Annotated in this window: 3 protein-coding genes; all 3 read right to left on the bottom strand. The window is 69.6% G+C overall.

Translation table 11 applies throughout. The features are described 5' to 3' along the window. Window positions 1-60 precede the first annotated feature (60 nt). Complete coding sequence (locus DEU38_RS04125; protein WP_258557618.1) at window positions 61-20,760, bottom strand: non-ribosomal peptide synthase/polyketide synthase; 20,700 nt, start codon at window positions 20,758-20,760, stop codon at window positions 61-63. 379 nt (window positions 20,761-21,139) lie between these two features. Beyond that, the gene (locus DEU38_RS04120; protein WP_397484296.1) at window positions 21,140-21,556 is read right to left on the bottom strand and encodes a PPOX class F420-dependent oxidoreductase; all 417 of its coding nucleotides are present in this window, start codon (window positions 21,554-21,556) and stop codon (window positions 21,140-21,142) included. 61 nt (window positions 21,557-21,617) lie between these two features. After that, a complete protein-coding gene (locus DEU38_RS04115; protein WP_114718837.1) occupies window positions 21,618-22,373 on the bottom strand; it encodes a FadR/GntR family transcriptional regulator in 756 nt (251 codons plus the stop codon). Window positions 22,374-22,389: the final 16 nt, after the last annotated feature.

Genomic DNA, 22,389 nt, shown 5'->3' with positions numbered 1-22,389 from the left:
CGATCGCCCGATTCGGGGGGAGCCGAACTGCCGGCTCCCCCCGAGATCATCCGACTGCGATCACTCGTGTCCGCCCTCGATGATCGCCGATGCGTCGGCGATCATGCCCGCGATGGCCGACTGGTATCCGTCGGCGCCCAGGGCGGGCAGGATCCCCGGCAGCAGACCCGACAGCGCGACTGTCGTCAGGGCCTCGGGCTTCAACGCCCCGCCCATCGCGGTGGCCGTCGCGTCCAGCTTGGCGTGCAACTGGCCGAACGTGACGTCGGTGCCGGCGTGCGAGATGGCGACCGTGTCCGGTGACACCTCGGCGGCTCCGGCCACCAACTCCGGCAGGTCCTCGACCGTCTTCGCCTTCTTCGGCTCGAGCGCGTCCCGCTCGGCATCGGTCGTCACGTCGATCGCCCGCAACACGATCGCCGGATCACCGGTGACGGCATCGAGGATCCGCACGAACCGATCCGCGAACACCGCGACGGTGTCCCGGTCGAACAGCTCCGTGGCGTAGGTGAACAGCGCACGGACACCGGCGAGACCACCGTCGGTGTGGTACTGCTCGACCACAGTGAGCTGGAGGTCGAACTTGGCCTGATCGCCGCCGAGATCCAGCGCCGACACCTCGAGGCCCGGCAGGGCGAAGGTTCCCGTCTCCATGTTCTGGAACGTGAGCATCACCTGGAACAGCGGTGTGTACGCGCTCGAGCGGCGCACCCCGGCGGCGTCCACCACCTGTTCGAACGGGACGTCGGCGTTGCCGAACGCCGCAAGGTCCTTCTCGCGGGCCTGCGCCAGCAGGTCCGTGAACGGCGCACCCGGCTCGACCCGCGTGCGCAGCGCCAGGGTGTTGACGAACATGCCGATCAGGTCGTCGAGAGCGGCCTCGCCGCGACCGGCGACCGGCGTACCGACCGTGACGTCGTTCGAGCCTCCGAGCCGGGACAGCAGCACCGCCAGCGCCGCATGGAACACCATGAACGTCGTCGCACCCTGCTCGCGGGCCGTGTTCTCCACGCGCGCCACGAGATCCGCGTCGATGTCGAACTCGACGGTGGCACCGGCCATCGACGGACGGGCCGGACGTGGCCGGTCCGTCGGCAGCGCCGACAGCTCCGGAGCGCCGCGCAACTCGTCCGTCCAGTACGCGATCTGACGCGACACCACGCTGTCCGGGTCGGCCCCGGAACCGACAACCGCGCGCTGCCACAGACTGAAGTCCGCGTACTGCACGTCCAGCGGCTGCCACTGCGGCACACCACCGTCCACCCGCGCGACGTACGCGAACATCACGTCCCGGATCAGCGGACCCATCGAGAAGCCGTCTGCGCTGATGTGGTGGGCGACGAACGCGAGCACGTGCTCGGTCTCGCCCAGCGTGAACAGCGCCGCGCGGACGGGAACCTCGGCAGTGACGTCGAATCCGCGTCCGACGAACCCGACGAGGCGGTCGACGATCTCGGCCTCGGTGGCCGCCACCGGGGCGAGGTCCGGTGCCACGTCGGAGGCCGGCACCAGTACCTGCGTGGGACCTTCCGGGGTGTCCGGGTACATCGTGTGCAGCACCTCGTGCCGCGCGATCACGTCGGCCACCGCAGCCCGCAGGACAGCGATGTCCAGTGCACCGGACAGCCGCACCGCGACCGGGATGTTGTAGGCGGACGAACTCGGATCGACCTGGTTCAGAGTCCACATCCGCTGCTGCGCAAGCGACAACGGAATCCGCTCCGGGCGCGGCCCGGCGGTCAGTGCGGCCCGGGCGCCCCGACCCACGAGCGGCGTCACCCCCGCCACCACGCCGGCGACAGTGGAGTCCTCGAACACCAGGCGCACCGGCACCTGGGTGTCGAGCGCGACGCCGAGTCGGGACACCAGCTGCGTCGCGACCAGCGAGTTGCCACCCAGTTCGAAGAAGTCGTCGTCCAGGCCGGCCCGTTCCACACCGAGCACGTCCGCGAACACACCGGCCACGATCTCCTCGAGCGGCATCGTCGGCGCCCGGAAGTCGCGGGCCTCGAACACCGGCGCCGGCAGTGCCTTGCGGTCGAGCTTGCCGTTCACATTGAGCGGCAACGCCTCCAGCACCACGAACGCCGACGGCACCATGTACGACGGCAGTGTCCGCGACAGTTCGTCGCGCACCTCGTCGACGTCCAGATCGGTCACAGCCACCAGATACGCCACGAGTCGCGTGCCCGTGTGATTGTCGGTGTGAGCGGTGACCGCAGCCTCACGCACCGCCGGCATCTCCCGCAGCGCGGCTTCGATCTCGCCGAGCTCGATCCGGAAGCCGCGAACCTTCACCTGGAAGTCGGCGCGTTCCACGTACTCGAGTTCGCCCTGCGCATTCCACCGGACGATGTCACCGGTGCGGTACATGCGCTCGCCGCTGCCCCACGGGTTCGCCACGAACCGGTCGGCCGTGAGGTCGGGGCGGCCGTGGTAGCCGCGGGCCAACTGGTCGCCGGCCAGGTACAGCTCGCCGGTGACCCCGGCGGGCACCGGGCCCAGACGCGAATCCAGCACGTACACCTGGGTGTTCCACTCGGGCACACCGATCGGCACCGTGCCGGTGTCGGCGGCGGTCACCTCGTGATGGGTCACCGACACCGCGGCCTCGGTGGGTCCGTACAGGTTGTGCAGGGTCGCGGTGTTGCGGCTCCGGAACGCCTGCGCGGTGGCCGCCGGCAGCGCCTCACCGATAGCGAAGATCCGGCGCAGCGAGTCCGGCAGCCCGCCGTCGGCGGTCGTCAGCAGCATCGACAGCATCGACGGGACGACGTGCAGCGTGGTGATCTGCTCGCCGCGCAGCACGTCCAGCAGGTAGCCCGGATCCCGGTGCCCGTCGGGCGCCGCGATCACCAGGCGGCCACCGCACGTCGCCATCGACCAGAACTCCCACACCGACAGGTCGAAGGTGGCCGCGGTCTTGAGGAGCGCTGCGTCCGTGCCGTCGAGGGCGTATTCGTGCCGCATCCACCGCAACTGGTTGACGATCGCGGTGTGCGCCACGGCCACGCCCTTGGGGCGGCCCGTCGATCCGGACGTGAAGATCACGTACGCGGTGCTCTCGGGTCGCAGGGGGGCGAGCCGTTCGGTGTCGGCCACCGGCGCACCGGGGTACGCCGCGAGGTCGAGCGTGTCGATCTCGAGCACGGGCCACGAATCTGTGTCGGCGAAGCCGTCCCGCGATGTGCTCAGGACGCACACCGGCGCCGCGGCGTCCAGGACGTACCCGATGCGTTCGGCCGGCTGATCGGGGTCGACCGGCACGTACGCGCCACCGGTCTTGGCGATCGCGTACATGCCGACCAGCAGGTCCACGGACCGTCGAATCGCCAGACCCACCAACGATTCCGGACCGACACCGCGGCCGATCAGGTGTCGGGCCAGGCGGTTCACGCGGGCGTCGAACTCGGCATACGTGAGGCGCTCGTCACCGGACACCAGCGCGACCGCGTCGGGCGTCGCGGCGACCTGCGCGTCGAAGAGGTCCACCAGCGTGGCCGGCTCGGTCCGGTGTGCGGTGGCATTCCGCCCGGCCAGCAGGTGTGCCCGCTCGCCGACGTCGAGCAGGTCCACGTCGCCGACCGGCATCTCGGGCTTGACGACCAGCGCGGTGAGCAACCGGCCGAACCGATCCGCGAACGAGCGGACGGTCGGCTCGTCGAACAGGTCGGCCGCGTACGTCATGGACGCCCGCATGCCGACCGGGTCGCCGCCGCCGTCGTACCGATCCTCGATGATCAGGTGCAGGTCGAACTGCGCCACACCGGATTCCACCTCGGCTGCCTCGACCGTGAGTCCGGGCAGCTCGAGGTTGCCGCGCTCGTGGTTCTGGAACGAGAAGCCCACCTGGAACAGCGGATGACGCGCGGTGGACCGGGTCGGGTTGAGCACCTCGACCAGTCGCTCGAACGGCACGTCCGCATTCGCGAACGCCTGCAGGTCCGTCTCGCGAACCCGGCCGAGCGTGTCGGTGAAGGATCCTGTCCGGTCGACGTGCGTGCGGAACACCAGCGTGTTGACGAACATGCCGACGAGGTCGTCGAGCGCTGCCTCGCCGCGGCCGGCGATCGGGGTGCCGACGGCGATGTCATCGCTGCCGGACAGCCGCGACAGCAACACCGCGAAGGCGGAGTGCACCGCCATGAACAGCGTCGCGTTCTGCTCGCGGGCGAGGTCGCGCAGCCCGCGGTGGGTCTGTGCGTCGACCTCGAACTCGACCAGCCCGCCGCGGAACGTCTGGACCGCCGGCCGCGGGTGGTCGGTGGGCAGGTTCAGTTGATCGGGCAGGTCCGCGAGCGCCTCGCTCCAGTAGGCGAGCTGCTGCGCCGACACCGATTCCGGATCGTCCTCGTCGCCGAGGACGTCGCGCTGCCACAGCGCGTAGTCGGCGTACTGCACCGTCAGCGGCGCCCACCCGGGAGCCCGACCGGCGACGCGCGACGCGTACGCCGTCATGATGTCGCGGGTCAGCGGGGCGAGGGACACACCGTCCGCGCTGATGTGGTGGACCACCATGCCGAGCACGAACTCGCCGGCGCCCACGCGGTACAACTCCACCCGGATGGGGACGTCCGCCGTGACGTCGAAGCGCGTCCCGGCGAGTGCCCGCAGCCGATCGGCCACCTCGGCCGGATCGACGTCGATCGGCGTCATCTCGAGCACGACGCGGTCGGCCGACAGGATCACCTGCTGCGGGCCGTCGTCAGTGGACGGGAAGACCGTGCGCAGCGACTCGTGCCGCGCCGTGACGTCGGCGACGGCCCGCTCGAGGGCGACCACGTCGAGGTCGCCGGACAACCGCAGGGCCATCGGGATGTTGTAGGCGGTCGACTCGGTGTCGAAGCGGTTGAGGAACCACATCCGCTGCTGCGCGAGCGACAGCGGAATCCGGTCCGGCCGGGGACGGGCCACCAGTGCCCGGCGGTCGTCGCCCGACTGTTCCGACAGCCGCGCCGCGAGCGCCTCGACCGTGGACGCCTCGAACAGCTCCCGCACGGGAACGCGCGAGTCGAGCGCGGCGCCCAGACGCGACACCACCTGCGTCGCGAGCAGCGAGTTGCCGCCGAGGGCGAAGAAGTCGTCGTCCAGACCGGCACGCCCGAGGTCCAGGACCTCGGCGAAGACTCCGGCGACGATCTCCTGGATCGGAGTGGTCGGTGCGCGGAACTCGCGGGCCTCGAACACCGGTTCCGGCAACGCCTTCCGATCCAGCTTTCCGGAGGCTCCCAACGGCAACTCGTCGAGGAACACGAACGTCGACGGCACCATGTACGACGCCAGCGATGTCGCGAGCGCAACCTTGACGGTGCCGGAGTCGACGGTTGCACCCGGCGCCGGAACGACGTAGGCCACCAGTTGGTCCGACTTCACCAGGACCACCGACTGTGCGATCGACTCCTGCGCGAGGAGTGCGGTCTCGATCTCGCCCAGCTCGATTCGAAGACCACGCAGCTTCACCTGGAAGTCGGTGCGGCCCAGGTACTCCAGCTCGCCTCCGGCGGTCCACTTCACGAGGTCGCCCGTGCGGTACATCCGTTCGCCGTGGTCGGAGAACGGGTTCGCCACGAACCGGTCCGCTGTCAGATCGCTGCGCCCGAAGTAGCCGCGCGCCAACTGTGCACCCGCCAGATACAGCTCACCCGCGACACCCGCCGGCACCGGGTTCAGTCGACCGTCGAGGACGAACGCGCGGCTGTTCCAGACCGGACCGCCCATCGGGACGCTCGCGCCGACGACACCGGCCACCGGACGCGCCGTCGCGTGCACCGCGAACTCGGTGGGCCCGTACAGGTTGTGCAGTTCGGCGCCGTTGACTCGAGCGAATGCGGCCGCCGCCGCGGTCGGGAACGCCTCGCCCGCGACCAGCACGGTGCGCAGCGAACCGCACTCCCCCGACGCCAGTTCCGCGGTGAACGCCGACAGCATCGACGGCACGAAGGAGGTCGCCGTGACCGCCTGCTCCTCGATCACCTGCTTCAGGTAGCCCGGGTCCCGATGCCCGTCGGGGGCGGCGATCACCAGGCGAGCGCCGACCGCCAGGGTGCCGAACAGCTCCCACAGCGACACGTCGAACGTGAACGGGGTCTTCTGCAACACCACATCGTCGGCCGACAGTCCGTACTCCGAGACCAGCCACCGCACCTGGTTGACGATCGCGCCGTGCCCGACGGCGACGCCCTTCGGACGCCCCGTCGAACCGGACGTGAAGATCACGTACGCGGCGTTCTCGGCCCGCAACGGACGCACGCGCTCGCCGTCGCGCACGGGCGCATCCGAGAGGCCGGACACGTCCAGGGTGTCGAGGTCGACCGCCCGCGCCGACGTCGGCAGGTCCGCTGCATCGCGCGAGGTGGTCAGGACCAGAACAGGATTCGCGGTGTCGAGGATGTACCCGTTGCGCTCGGCCGGCTGATCCGGATCCACCGGGACGTACCCGCCACCGGCGCTCAGCACGGCGTACATGCCCACCAGCAGATCCGGCGAACGCCGCATCCCGAGGCCGACGAACGTGTCCGGGCCCACCCCCTGCGCGATCAGCGCCCGCGCCACCCGATTCACCCGAGCCGCGAACTCGCCGTAGCTCAGCGACTGCCCCTCGAACACCAGGGCCGTCGCATCGGGGGTCCGTGCGGCCTGCTCCTCGAACAGCTCGACCAGCGTGGATCCCTCGACACCGTGGCCGGTGTCGTTCCAGTTCTCCAGTACCAGTGCGCGTTCCGAGTCGTCCAGCAGATCCACGTCACCGACGCGCGTGGACGCATCAGTGGTCACCGATTCCAGGATCCGGAGGAAGCGCTCACCGAACGTGCGCATCGACGGCTCGTCGAACAGGTCGGTCGCGTACGTGAGTTCGACGGCGAGACCGTTCTCGGCGGGCTCGACCGTCACCTGCAGGTCGAACTTGGCGACCGCGACGTCGAAGTCGACGCCGGCAACGCTCAGCCCCGGGAGTTCGAGAGACGCGCGGTCCAGGTTCTGGAACGCCAGCATCACCTGGAACAGCGGGTGCCGGGCCTGCGACCGCTCCGGGTCGAGGATCTCCACCAACCGCTCGAACGGCACGTCGGCGTTCCCGAACGCGTCGAGGTCCGCCGCCCGAACTGCCGCGAGGAGTTCGGCGAACGACTGCCCGCCGTCGACCTCGGTGCGCAGCACGAGGCTGTTGACGAACATGCCGATCACGTCGTCGAGTGCCTGCTCGCCACGACCGGCGACCGGGGTGCCGATCGCGATGTCGGAGGTGCCGCTGAGCCGTGCCAGCAGCACCGACAGTGCCGCGTGCACGACCATGAACGGGGTGGCACCGTGTGCGCGGGCGACGGACTCGATCGCACCGTTCAGGTCTGCGCCGACCGAGAAGCGGTACGACGCACCATGATTGGTTGCCACCGCGGGTCGCGGACGATCCGCCGGCAGATCCAGCTGCGCCGGAAGCCCGGACAGCACGGACGTCCAGTAGTCGACCTGGCTGGAGATCACGGACTGCGGATCGTCCTCCGAGCCGAGCACCTCACGCTGCCACAGGGCGTAGTCCGCGTACTGCACCGCGAGCGGAGCCCATCCCGGGGCGACGCCGGCCGAACGGGCCGCATACGCGGTCATCACATCGCGCGCCAACGGGACCATCGAGAACCCGTCCGACGCGATGTGGTGCGCGACGAGCACCAGCACGTGTTCGGAGGGCGACAGTTCGAACAGCCGGGCGCGCACGGGAAGTTCGGTCGACAGATCGAAACCGGCGCCCGCCAGCGCGGCAATACCCGGGACCAGGCTCTCCGCGTCGACCCGCTCGACATCGAGGTCCACGACTGCCCGGTCCACGGGAACGATCGACTGGTAGCCCACTCCGCCGTTGTCCGGGAACACCGTGCGCAGCGACTCGTGTCGGGCAAGAACGTCACCGAACGCGGCCCGCAACGCCGACACGTCGAGTGTGCCGGTCAGTCGGATCGCCACGGGGACGTTGTTGACGGCCGACTCCGGTTCGAACCGATTGAGGAACCACATCCGCTGCTGTGCCAGCGACAGCGGAATCCGATCGGGCCGTGGGCCGGCCGTCAGAGCCTTCCGGCCACCGACGCCGGCCAGATCGGCCAACCGTGCCGACAGTTCCTCGACCGTGGACACCTCGAACAGCACGCGGACCGGCACCTGGGTGTCCAGCGCCGCACCCAGCCGCGACACCACCTGCGTCGCGATCAGCGAGTTGCCGCCGAGCGCGAAGAAGTCGTCGTCGCGACCGACGCGGTCGGCGCCGAGCACGTCGGCGAACACACCCGCGACGATCTCCTCCACCGGCGTGGCCGGCGCCCGGAACTCCGCCGCCGCCACCACCGGCTCCGGCAGGGCCCGGCGATCGAGCTTGCCGGACGCGCCCAGCGGCAACGCATCCAACGTCACGAACACCGCGGGCACCATGTACGACGCCAGCGACGTCGACAACGCGGCCTTGATGTTCACGGCGTCGATGGCGGCCCCGGCCGACGGGACCACGTACGCGACGAGCTGATCCGATTTCACCAGCACCGCGGCCTGCGCGATCTCGGGCCGATCGAGCAGCACGCTCTCGATCTCGCCGAGCTCGATCCGCAGGCCACGCAGCTTGACCTGGAAGTCGCTGCGGCCCAGGTATTCGAGCTCGCCGTCGGCAGTCCAGCGCACCAGGTCGCCGGTGCGATACATCCGCGCACCGGTGTCGACGAACGGGTTCGCCACGAACCGCTCCGCCGACAGGTCGGCCCGACCGAAGTAGCCGCGCGCCACCTGTGCGCCCGACAGATACAACTCGCCCGCGACACCGACCGGCACCGGCCGGAAGCGTCCGTCGAGCACGAATGCCCGCGTGTTCCACACCGGTGCACCGATCGGCACCGACACCTCGTCCCCAGCCACGTCGTGGCTGGTCGCCTGCACCGCGACCTCGGTGGGCCCGTACAGGTTGTGCACCGACGCACCGCTGACCTGCGACAGCCGCGCCACCAACACCGGCGTCAGGGCCTCGCCACCACAGAACACCCGCGACAACGTGGCCGCGTCGCCGAGATGATCGAGCACCGCGCCGAGCACCGACGGCACGAACTGCGCCACCGTCACCGACTCGTCGACCAGTACCCGTGCGAGGGCCTCCGGATCGCGGTGGTCGTCGCGACCCGCAACCACGACGGACGCACCGACCTGCAACGGCCAGAACAACTCCCACACCGATGCGTCGAAGGTGAACACCGTCTTCAGCAGCACCCGATCGGACCCGCCGAGACCGTAGGCACCCTGCATCCAGCAGAGCTGGTTGACGACCGAACCGTGCGAGACCGCCACGCCCTTCGGCCGACCCGTCGAACCCGACGTGAAGATCACGTACGCCACGTTCTCCGAACGCAGCGGAGCGATCCGGTCCGCGTCGGTGACGGGCGCGCCCGAGAACCCGGACACATCCACGGTGTCGAGATCCAGCACGCGGTCGACCGGGGGCAGATCGCGGGCGTCACCCGACGTGGTCAGCACCAGAACGGGATTCGCCGTCTCCAGCACATACCGATTCCGCTCGACCGGCTGATCCGGATCCACCGGCACGTACCCGCCGCCGGCAGCCGACACCGCGTACACGGCCACCAACTGCTCCACCGAACGACCCATCGCCACCGCAACCAGCGACTCGGGGCCCACGCCCTCCGACACCAGCAGCCGTGCCAGACGATTCACCCGGACCGCGAACTCGCCGTAGGACAGCGACTCGCCCGCGGACAGGACAGCCGGAGCATCCGGCGTCGCCGCCGCCTGCGCATCGAACAATCCGACGAGCGTCGAACCGTCGACCGCCCGGTCCGTGTCGTTCCAGTCCTCGACGATCAGGGTTCGCTCGGCGTCGTCGAGGATCTCGAGGTCACCGACGAGGATCGACTCGTCCGCACTCACGGACTCCAGGAGCCGCTCGAACCGCTCCCCGAACGCGCGCATCGACGAGGCGTCGAACAGATCCGTCGCGTACGTGATCTCGACCGCCATGCCGGCAGCGGAACCGTCGTGTTCGATCGACTCGGACAGCGTGACCTGCATGTCGAACTTCGAGAAGACCTCGTCGAACTCGACCGCCGATACCGACAGCCCCTGCAGTTCGAGGGTGGTCTGCCCCAGGTTCTGGAAGGCCAGCATCACCTGGAAGAGCGGGTTGCGCGACTGGGATCGAACCGGCGAGAGCACATCGACCAACCGCTCGAACGGAACGTCCGCGTGCGCGAAGGCCCCGAGGTCGCCCTCGCGGGTGCGCCCCAGCAGGTCCGCGAAGGACTCCGCGCCCTGGACATCCGATCGCAGCACGAGCGTGTTGACGAACATTCCGACGACGTCGTCGAGCGCCGCTTCGCCACGACCCGCGACCGGCGTGCCGACCGCGACGTCCGAGGTGGCGGCCAGCCGCGCCAACAGCACCGACAGCGCCGCGTGCACGACCATGAACAGCGTCGCGTTCTGCCGGTGCGCGAGTTCCGTCAGCGCCTGATGCAGCTCCGGAGTGATCTGGAACCGATGTGCCGCACCCCGATTCGACGCAACCGCGGGCCGCGGCCGGTCGGTGGGCAGCTCCAGCTGGTCGGGCAGATCCGCCAGCACGGACGTCCAGTAGCCGATCTGCTGGGCCGCGACCGATTCCGGATCGTCCTCCGATCCCAGGACGTCCTGCTGCCACAGGCTGTAGTCCGCGTACTGGACCGCCAGTCGCGGCCATCCGGGTGCGAATCCCCCGCTGCGGGCCGCGTACGCCGTCATGATGTCGCGCGTCAGCGGTCCCATCGAGAAGCCGTCCGCCGCGATGTGGTGGACCACCAGGACGAGGACGTGCTCGGTGGGCCGCACCTCGTACAACCGCGCCACGAGCGGCACCTCACGGGTGACGTCGAACGCGGTGGCCGCCAGCGCCGGCAGCTCGGCCGCCAGCTGTTCCGGCGAGACCGTGATGGGTTCGACCGCGATGTCGACGCGCTCGATCGGCAGAATCACCTGACGCCCGGTGCCGTCCACCTCGGGGTAGACCGTGCGCAGCACTTCGTGCCGGGAGACCACGTCGGTGATCGCGGCCTGCATGGCCCGACGGTCGAGCAGCCCGGACAGCCGGACCGCGACCGGAATGTTGTTCGCGGCCGATGCACCGTCGAATCGGTTGAGGAACCACATCCGCTGCTGCGCGGGCGAGAGCGGAATCCGTTCCGGCCGAGGGCCGGCCGTGAGGGCCTTGCGTCCGCCCGTGCCGGAGAGCTGCTCGATCCGCGCTGCCAGGGCAACCACGCTCGACGCCTCGAACAGCACCCGCACCGGCACCTTCGCGTCCAGGGCCTCGCCGAGACGCGCCACCGCCCGGGTGGCGATCAGCGAGTTTCCGCCCAGCTCGAAGAAGTCGTCGTCGCGTCCCACCCGTCCGACACCGAGCAGCTCGGCGAAGACGTCGGCGACGATCTCCTCGATCGGCGTCGTGGGGGCGCGGAACTCGCGGGCCTCGAACTCGGGCTCCGGCAGCGCCTGACGGTTGAGCTTGCCGCTCGCGCTCATCGGCAGTTCGTCGAGCACGACGACCGCGGCCGGAACCATGTACGACGGCAACGCGCGCCCGACGGCCTCCTTGACCTCGGCGGCATCGATCGATACGCCCGACGCCGCAACGAGATACGCGACCAGCTGGTCATGTCTGACGACCACCACGGCCTGGGCGACCGCGTCCAGCCCCAACAGGACGGCCTCGATCTCACCGAGTTCGATGCGGAAGCCGCGCAGCTTGACCTGGTCGTCGGCGCGGCCGACGTACTCGATCACCCGGTCCGCACCCGTCCGCACGACGTCACCGGTGCGGTACAGGCGAGATCCGGGCGCCCCGAACGGATTCGCGACGAATCGCTCGGCGGTCAGTCCCGCCCGCTCGTGGTAGCCACGGGCCAGACCGGGACCCTCGAGATACAGGTCGCCCACGACACCGGCCGGGACCGGACGCAGCCGCGTGTCCAGGACATAGGTGTTCGCGCCGCGGATCGCGCGTCCGATCGTGACCGGCGTACCCGGCACCAGCGCGTCCGAGATGTTGGACGCGACGGTGGCCTCGGTGGGGCCGTACGCGTTGAACATCCGGCGCCCACCGGTGGCCCAGCGCGCGACCAGGTCGGTCGAGCACGCCTCGCCGCCGACCACGACGACGCGCAGTGCGGCCAGGCCCGCCGGATCGGCCGACGCCAGCGCGGCGGGCGTGACGAATGCGTGCGTGACCTTCTGTGCCGCCAGCAGTTCCGTCAGTTCGAGGCCACCGTAGACCGACGTCGGCGCGATCACCATCGTCGCGGCCGCACCGACGGCCATGAGCAGTTCGAGAATGGACGCGTCGAAACTGGGCGACGCGAAGTGCAGCGTCCGGGAGTCCTGCGCCAGCCCGTACCGGGCCACCTGCTCCTCGGCGAAGGCGGCGAGGCCGGTGTGCGTGACGACGACGCCCTTCGGGACGCCCGTGGATCCCGACGTGTAGATCAGATACGCGGGGTGGCGCGTCTCGAGCCGGCGCACCCGATCCGAGTCCGACAGTGCGGCGGCCGATTGGCGGTCGACGGCCGCGGATACCGCCGCGTCGTCGAGCACCAACCACGGGATGCCTTCCGGCAGGCCCGCCGCGTGCTCGGCCACGGTGACGCCCAGGAGCGCACCGGAGTCCGAAACCATGTGCGCGACGCGATCACCGGGATAGGTCGGGTCGACCGGGACGAATGCCGCACCGGACTTCGCCACGGCCCACACCGCGGTCACCGACTCGATGGACCGGGTCAGCGCGACGGCGATGACATCCTCGGGTCCGGCGCCCCGCGAGACCAGCAGGCGGGCCAGGCGGGACGACCGCTCGTCGAGCTCGCGGTAGCTGATCTCCTCTGCGCCCGAGACGAGGGCGATCGCCGACGGATCCGCCGCCGCGGCCGCGGCCATCAGGTCCGCCAACGGGAGCTGCTCGGGTGCCGCGGGGCCGGCGGGGAGTGTCAGCTGCGCGATCTCGGTAGGGCTGAGCAGATCGATGTCACCGACGACCGCTTCGGGCTCCGCGACGATCTCCTGCAGCACCCGGACGAAACGAGTGGTGAACGTCCGCACCGTCGACTCGTCGAACAGGTCTGTCGCATAGGTGAATTCACCGGCCATGCCCTCGGCGACACCGTCGTTCCCGATGGATTCCCGGAAGGTGAATTGCAGGTCAAACTTCGCAACCTCGGCGTCGAGGTCCAGCTTGTCGATCGTCAGCCCGTGCAGGTCGAGGTGTGTCGCACCCAGATTCTCGAACGACAGCATCACCTGGACCAGCGGATGCCGGGCGGTCGACCGTGCCGGGTTGAGTACGTCCACGAGCCGCTCGAACGGGATGTCCGAGTGCGCGAAGGCGCCGAGTGCGACGTCGCGTGCGTGGCCCAGGACGTCGACGAATCGTGCACCCGGATCGATCTCGGTCCGCAGCACCAGGGTGTTGACGAACATGCCGACGAGATCGTCGAGCGCCTGCTCGCCGCGGCCGGCGACCGGTGTCCCCATCGCGACGTCCGACGTTCCGGCGAGCCGCGACAGCAGCACCGACAGCGCGGCGTGCACGACCATGAACAGGGATGCGTTGTGGGCGTGTGCCAGGTCGACGAGCGCGCGGTGGATCTCCGGGGACACATCGAACTGGACCCGTGCGCCGCGGAACGACTGCTGGGCAGGTCGCGGACGGTCGGCAGGCAGGTCGAGCTGATCGGCCAGCCCGTCGAGCTGCCCGATCCAGTACTTGGCCTGAGTCGAGATCACCGAACGCGGGTCGTCCTCGGAGCCGAGGATTTCCCGCTGCCACAGCGCGTAGTCCGCGTACTGCACGGGCAGCTGGGGCCAGGTGGGCTGATCCCACTGGGTCCGGGCCGCGTACGCCGCCATGATGTCGCGGGCCATGGGACCCATCGACCAGCCGTCCGCACTGATGTGGTGCGCCACGATCACGAGCACGTGCTCGGTCGGGTCGATGCGGAAGAGGCCGGCCCGAACCGGGGACTCGGTCGTCACGTCGAAGCCGCGGGCGGCCAGCGCCAGCGCCGCGCGCTGCAGCCCCTCCCGGGACACGTCCTCGGGGGTCAGGTTCGGCACGGTACGAACCGCGTCGACCACCACCTGGTGGGGTCCTTCCGGCGAGTCCGGGAAGATCGTGCGCAACGATTCGTGTCGGTCCAGGACGTCCACGACCGCAACCTGGAGGCCGCTGACGTCGAGGGCGCCGGTCAAGCGGAGTCCGAAAGCCAGGTTGTACGTGGGTGATTCGGGGTCGAGCCGGTTGAGGAACCACATGCGCTGCTGCGCGAGCGAGAGCGGCACGCGGTCCGGGCGGGGGGCGGCGACGAGGGCCTTGCGGGCACCGGCACCAGCATGCTGCTCGACCCGGGCGGCCAGCGCGGCCACCGTGGAGACCTCGAACAGGACGCGGACGGGAACCCGCGTGTCCAGCAGCGCACCCAACCGCGACATCACCTGGGTCGCGATCAGCGAGTTACCGCCGAGCGCGAAGAAATCGTCGTCGAGTCCGACCCGGTCCACACCGAGGACGTCGGCGAACACGTCGGCGACGATCTCCTCGATCGGCGTCGTCGGTGCCCGGAACTCTCGCGCCTCGAACACCGGGGCGGGCAACGCGGCGCGGTCCAGTTTGCCGACCGGCGTCAGGGGCACCTCGTCGAGCACGATGATCGATGCGGGCGCCATGTACGACGGCAGCAGCGCCGCAACGTGATCCGACACCGAGTCGACATCGACACCGTCGGTTGCCGAGATGTACGAGACGAGCGCGACCTGGTCCGACGGCAGGCGGTGGCCGATCGTCGCAGCGAACGAGACGTCGGGGTGACTGGTGAGGGCAGCGTCGATCTCGCCGAGTTCGATCCGGAAACCGCGCACCTTCACCTGGAAGTCCGAGCGGCCGACGTACTCGATGGCGTACTGCGACGCATCCCCCGTCGCTTCGCTCGCGCGCGCCGTCCAGCGGACGACGTCGCCGGTGCGGTACATGCGTTCACCGGCGCCACCGAACGGGCTCGCGACGAACCGATCCGCGGACAGCCCCGGCCGGTCGTGGTAGCCACGGGCGAGAGCACCACCCGTCAGATACAGCTCACCTGCCACACCCACCGGGACGGGTCGCAGTCGCGCGTCGAGGATCAGTGCGCCGACACCGGGGACGGGTCCACCGATGGTGATCGGCCGGCCCGGGAACAGCTCGGCACGGGTCGACACGATGGTGGTCTCGGTGGGGCCGTACGCGTTGAAGAACTGGCGTCCGGGGGCCCAGCGGTCCACCAACTGGGTCGTGGAGGCGTCGCCGCCGACCGAGACCACCCGCAGGTCGTCGAGATCGCGCGGATTCACGGAACCGAGCACCGCGGGCGTGATGATCGCGTGCGTCACCCGAGCTTCGGAGAGCAGCGAGTGCAGTTCCGTGCCACCGATGATCGTCGGCGGCACGACCACGATCTCGGCGCCCGCGGACGCCGCGAGGGTCCACTCGAGCACCGACGGGTCGAAGCTCGGCGAACAGATGTGGAGCACCCGGTCGGCGGGGCCGACGCGGTACAACTCGCGAGTGCGGTCCACGAGACCCGACAGGCCCCGATGGGTGACCGCGACGCCCTTGGGGCGTCCGGTCGATCCGGACGTGTAGATCACGTACGCGACGTGGTCGAGGTGCAGCGGTGCCGTCCGCTCGGCGTCGCGCATCGGCGCGGCGCCGAGGTCCTGCGCCTGCGACTCGAGGACGTCGAGGGCGTGCCACGCCGTCTCCCGCGGGAGGTCCGCCAGGTCGGCGCCGGACGTGATGCCCAGCAGCGCTCCCGAGTCGGACAGCATGTGTGCGATCCGGTCGACCGGATAGGTCGGATCGACCGGGACGTAGGCCGCTCCGGTCTTGGCCACCGCCCAGACGCAGAGCACCATTTCCCACGATCGCGGGAATCCCAGAGCCACAACCGATTCCGGACCGACGCCGGCCGCGACAAGACGACGCGCGAGACGACTCGACCGCTCGTCGATCTCCCGATAGGTCAGCACGGTCCCCTCGCAGCCGACCGCAGGCGCATCCGGGTGCGATGCCACGGCGCCGGTGAGGATCTCCGCCAGGAGGCACTCGCGTCCGACCGGACCGCCGTGCACCGCGGTCAACGTGTCGATCTCGCCGACGCCGAGGATCTCGACGTCGCCCACCGGAACCGAGGCGTCCTCCACGATCGCGTCGAGGATACGGACGAAGCGCTGGGCGAAGGATGCGATCGTCGACGCGTCGAACAGGTCCGTCGCGTACTCGAAGACTCCCGCGACCGCCGCGGGGGCACCGGAGTCGTCGTAGTTCTGCGAGATCTGCAGCTGCAGATCGAACTTCGCGATGGGAACATCCAACTCGGCAGCACTGGCTCGCACACCCGCGAAGCTGAGGTCTCGCACGCCGGTCACCTCGGCCGACAGCATCGCCTGGAACAGCGGGTGCCGCGCCGGCGAGCGGGTCGGCTCGAGCGCCTGCACCAGCCACTCGAACGGGACGTCCGCGTTGCCGTACGCCTCGAGGTCGGATTCCTTGACTGCCACCAGCAGATCCGCGAACGACAGCGCCGGATCGACCTGGGTCCGCAGCACGAGGGTGTTGACGAACATGCCGATCAGGCCGTCCAGAGCCTCGTCACCGCGACCGGCGACGGGGGTGCCGACCGCGATGTCCGACGTGCCGCTCAGCCGCGACAGCAGGACGGCGTACGCGGCGTGCACCACCATGAACAGGGTCGCGCCGTGCTCGCGTGCGATGTCGAGCAAGCGCGAGTGGGTCTCGGCGGGGATGTCGAAGCGGAGTTTGGCGCCCGCATTGGAGGCCACCGCGGGACGGGGCCGGTCGGCCGGGAGATGAAGCTGGTCCGGCAGCCCGGCGAGCGCACGGGTCCAGTACGAGAGCTGCCGACCCGCAAGCGAGTTCGTGTCGGTCTCCGACCCGAGCATCTCGTGCTGCCACACCGCGTAGTCGGCGTACTGGATCGGCAGCGCGGCCCACTGCGGGGCCGAACCCTCGGCCCGCGCGGCATAGGCGATCATGAGGTCACCGGCGAGCGGGCCGAACGACGACCCGTCCGCGGCGATGTGGTGGAGCACCATCGCGACCACGAACTCGGTGTCCGACAGCTGCAGCAGCTCGATGCGGAACGGCGGCTCGGTGGTCACGTCGAAGCCACGGGAGGCCAGACGGAGCAACGTCGCTTCGAGCTCCCCCTCGGTGATCACGACGGGCTCGAGCGCCCGGACCACCTCACCGGCAGGCAGGATCACCTGACGGGCACCGCCGTCGACCTCCGGGTAGACCGTGCGCAGCGACTCGTGCCGCTCGACCACGTCCGCGAAGGCTGCCGAGAATGCCTGCGGGTCGACCGATCCGGACAGTCGCACCGCGAACGGCAGGTTGTACACCGCAGTGGTGGCGTCGAACCGGTTGAGGAACCACATCCGCTGCTGCGCGAGGGACAGCGGGATCTGCTCGGGCCGCGTCACCGCCCCCAGCACCGGTGTACCGGCGGATCGGGACACCGTCGCGCCGGCGCGAGCGGCGAGCGCCGCGACCGTCGACGCCTCGAACAGTTCCCGCACTCCGAGCTGGACGCCCAGCGCGGCACCCACCCGCGTCACGACCTGGGTCGCGACGAGCGAGTTGCCGCCGAGATCGAAGAAGTCGTCGTCGAGACCGACCTTCTCGATGCCGAGCACCTCGGAATACACCGCGGCAACGGTCTTCTCGGAGTCGGTGCGCGGGGACCGGAACTCCTTGCTACTCAGGAACATCGGTTCCGGAAGCGCCTTGCGATCGAGCTTGCCGCTGGTGTTGAGCGGGAACGCGTCGAGCACCGTCACCGACGCCGGCACCATGTAAGCGGGCAGCGAGCGGCCCGCGAACTCGGCCAGATCCGTCGGGACGATCGAGCACCCGCGAGCGGGGACGACGTAGGCGACCAGCTGGTCGCCGGTCGCCGTCGCCACCACGAGGACCACGGTCTGCGAGACGTCGTCGTGCGCCAGCAGGACCGTCTCGATCTCGCCGAGCTCGATGCGCTGGCCGCGGAACTTCACCTGGAAATCGGTGCGACCGATGTAATCCAGCGTGCCGTCCGCACGCCACCGCACCAGGTCACCGGTGCGGTACATGCGCTCGCCTGCGACGCCGATGCCGTCGACGCCGCCGAACGGATTGGCGACGAAGCGGTCCGACGTGATGTCGGGGCGGCCGACGTAGCCGCGAGCGAGCTGGTCACCGGCGAGGTAGAGCTCGCCCGGCTGACCGATCGGGGCCGGTCGCAGCCGGTGGTCGAGCACGTAGGCCCGGGTGTTCCATTCGGCCAGACCGATCGGGACACTCACCACGTCCTGCGGGCCGGACTCGTAGTAGGTGACCGACACGGCCGCCTCGGTGGGGCCGTACAGGTTGTGCAGCCCGGCGCCGCACAGTTCCCGGAACTCGGCCGCGGTCTCGGGCGGCAGCGCCTCGCCGATGACGAACACGTCGCGCAGCGAATCACACGTTCCGGCAGGGGCGTTGGCGACGAACACCGTCAGCATCGACGGCACGAAGTCCGTCACGGTGACCGAGTGCTCGGCGATCTTGTTCGCGACGTACACCGGATCGCGGTGACCGTCCGGAGTGGCGACGACCATCGACGCGCCGACACGCAACGGCATGAAGAAGCCCCACAGCGACACGTCGAACGTGGTGGCGGTCTTCTGCAGGTAGACGTCGGTTTCGGCCATCGGATACTCGTGGAGCATCCATTCGAGCTGGTTGTCGATCGCGCCGTGCGACACCGCGACACCCTTGGGGCGTCCCGTCGAGCCGGACGTGTAGATCACGTACGCCGTGTTGTCCGGACGCAACGGAGCCAGCCGGTCCGCGTCCGTCACCGGCCGGGTGTCGAGCGTGTCGAGATCGAGCGAGTCGATCTCGACCGTGACAGTGCCCGGCGGCAGTTCCACGCGGTCCCGCGCGGTGGTCAGCACCGCCGCCGGTCGCGCCGATTCGAGGATGTAGGAGGTGCGGTCCACCGGGTGGTCGGGATCGATCGGAACCCAGGCACCACCGGCCTTCACGATCGCGTACAGACCGACGATGAGATCCAGCGAGCGCCGGATAGACAGGCCCACAAGCGATTCCGGACCCACCCCCATGTCGATCAGGATGCGGGCGAGTCCGTTGACGCGAGCGTCGAGTTCGGCGTAGGTCAGCGACCGACCCTCGTACACGAGGGCCGTCGCGCCGGGTGTTCGGGCGACCTGCTCGTCGAACGCCTCGGCGAGATCGCGTGTCCGGAAGCTGTGTTCGGTCCGGACCCAGTCGCCCAGAACGGTTCGGCGTTCCAGTTCGGTGCCGAGCGGAATGCCCCACACCGGCCGGTCCGACGCCGAACCGACGTAGCGGTCGAGGAACTCGACGAACCGCTCGTGGTTGCGGCGCGATTCCTCGTCTCCGTACAGATTGGGGTTGGACTCGAAGTCCACGTGGGTCCTGGTGCCGGCGACGCTCTGGTACAGATTGACGCCGAGGTCCTCGATGAGGCCGGTCGACAGGATGTTGAGTTCGCCCACCATGTCGCCGAACCGCAGTTCCGTGTGGAACATCATGATGTTGACCCACGGACCGAAGAACGACGCCTGTCCGGCGGAACCGCTGACGTCGCGCCGGATGTCCTCGTGGCGGTAGCGCTGGTGCCGCAAGGCTCCGGAAACCTCGGTGGCGACGCGGGCCAGCAGCTCCGAGACGGTGGTGTCGGCGGACACCGTCAGACGCAGCGGAACCACGTTGGACGCCATCCCGCCGGAGCGGCGCAGGACCGCGTTGGTACGGCCCGTCACCGGCAGACTGAGGACGACGTCCTCGCGTCCGGTCATGTGCGCGAGGTACGCCGCGAAGGCCGCGATCACCACCGTCGCGATCGTGGTGTCCTCGCGGCCCAGGAACGCCTCCATGCGCGCCGCGGCGCCGTCCGACAGCGCAGCGCTGTCGATTCGGCTCAGCGGCGCGGGCGGAGCCGAGCGGCCGGCCAGGCTGGTCGACTCCCCGACACCCGACAGCCGTTCGAGCCAGTACTCGCGGTCCGAGGCGAAACGCGTCGACGCCCGGTACGTGCGGTCGGCGTCGTACACCTTCTCCAGCGGGGACGACAGGTTCGCCGACGGCTCCGCGCCCTCGGCGAACGCCGTATAGAGCTCGGCGACCCGATTGACGAAGGTGGTGGCGCCGAACCCGTCCAGGACGACGTGGTGGGCGCGGTTGTACCAGAAGTAGACGTCGTCCTCGATCCGCAGGACCGCCGCGACGACGAGCCGATCTCGCAGGAGGTCGACGGGTGCGCTGTAGTCGGACCGCATCCACTCCAGCGCCGCGGCGCGCGGATCGGCCTCCGCCCGCAGATCGACGTACTCGGGGGAATCGTCGAGGGTCGGGTCGACCACCTGATACGGCTGCGCGTCGATCTCCAGGAGCCGGACGTAACCGGATCCGGTCTCCCCTGCCGCTCGGGCACTGGCCCGGTGCAGGAGGTCGATATCGAAGTCGCCGCGTAGTTCGACGTACTGGGCGATGTTCGCGGGCACAGACGGATCGACATGCTGCGCGAACCACATGCCGAGCTGTGCCTGAGACAGCGGAAAGGGCTCACCGTCGGAGCCGTTCCCGATCGAGCCGCCACCCTCTAGTCCACCGACGCCTAGCGAGTTCAAACCCAGAGCCTCTCTTCCACCATCACGCGCCCCCGTCCGCACGCCGCCGGAGCGACGAGCGAACGGACACCGAGTACACAACTGCCCAACCGAGCCCGACACAGGACCGGAACGATCTGCCGGCACGGCACGCACTCGGGTGTATATCTGCTGATCGGACCTGGTTCGTTACAGCAGGGAAGCACCGGCGGACGCCGGTCACCGAGTTGAGGGAGAGACGGCCAACCACCTGGATGGTGCTCGATCACACTCGCAGCGCCCCGGTCCATCCGAGGGGGTCACGTGCGGCGGTCGACCACCGAAATTCCTGGGTTGAGCACTCGGATGAACTTACAGGCTCACCCCTCCACAACGCATTTCCGGACGCCCGTTCGCACCGTCACCCGGTGACGTCGAGCGCGGCGATCACCCGGGTCGGGCGGACTCGCACCACGAGTTCGCCGGGCACACCGTTGCGCCGCCCGAACTCCTCGGCTCGATCGGCGCCCATGTACCGCCGGCCGACATCGGTCGCGACACGCAGCAGCTCGTCGGGATCCGTCGACAGGACGGCGTCACCCTGGATCTGCACAAAGGCGTACGGCGGCTCCTCGAGGTCGACGCACAACACCACCCGGGGATCGCGGGCGAGGTACCGGCCCTTGGCCGTGTCCGCGCCCGTGTTGAACACCACCTCGTCGCCGTCCAACACGAACCAGACCGGGGCGACGAGAGGTCGACCGTCTCCGGAGAGATAGCCCAGTTTGCCGGTCCGAGTTCCGTGTGTGAGAAATTCCCGGACCTTCGCGTCACGCAGAGTGCTCACAGACCGCACAGTACGCGAGTTGCCGCGGAGGTGCCGGGCTCGACGGAATCTGTCAGGACAGAACTTCGACGAGCGTCGTCGCCGAATCGCCCACCATGTACTTCTCGATTCCGTCCAGGTGTTTGCGCCAGAAGTCCTGGGCCGCGATCGCATCGCCGCGGCGCAGATGATCCAGCAGTTTGGTGTAGGCGCGCTGCGCGGCACGAGCAGCCGGCTGCTCGTGCTCGTTCCCGTGCGCGGCGATGAACAGCGCGTTGTGGGCCTCGATGATGTGGACGAGCATGCCGGCGAGCACCGCGAGGGTCTCGTTGCCGGCCAGATCCACCAGGCTCTGGTGCAACTGCACGTCGTGGTGCGCGAAGCCGGCGGCGTCGTCCACCAGTTGCGCCCCCTCCGCGATCATCGCGGCGAGACGGTCGAGCGCCTCCGCGTGGCCGGGACCGGCGAGGACACCGACAGCTGACACCTCGAGCGAGGCCCGGGCCCGGTAGACGTCCACCAGCGGTGTCCCCTGGTACTGCAGCAGCAGACCCGTGTAGCGCGCGGCGACCGACGCGTCCGGGGCCATGACCCGGGCACCGCCCCGGGCACCGCGCAGCACGGTGATGATGGACTCCGATTCGAGGATCCGGAACGCCTCGCGGAGCGTGGGCCGGGACACCCCGAACTGCTCCATGAGCACCGACTCGTTCGGCAAGGGATCGCCCGCGCCGAGCTCACCGGTGATGATCCGCCGACGCAAGTTCGCAGCGACCAACTCACCAGCCTTCGGTACCCGAACCACCGACGATTTCGCTCCGGCTGCCACGACGCCCCTTCACTCC

It is taken from the genome of Rhodococcus sp. AG1013, from assembly GCF_003350365.1.
Classification (GTDB): domain Bacteria; phylum Actinomycetota; class Actinomycetes; order Mycobacteriales; family Mycobacteriaceae; genus Prescottella.
Note: the sequence above shows the minus strand (reverse complement) of the source record. Positions and strands in the feature narration are given on the sequence as shown.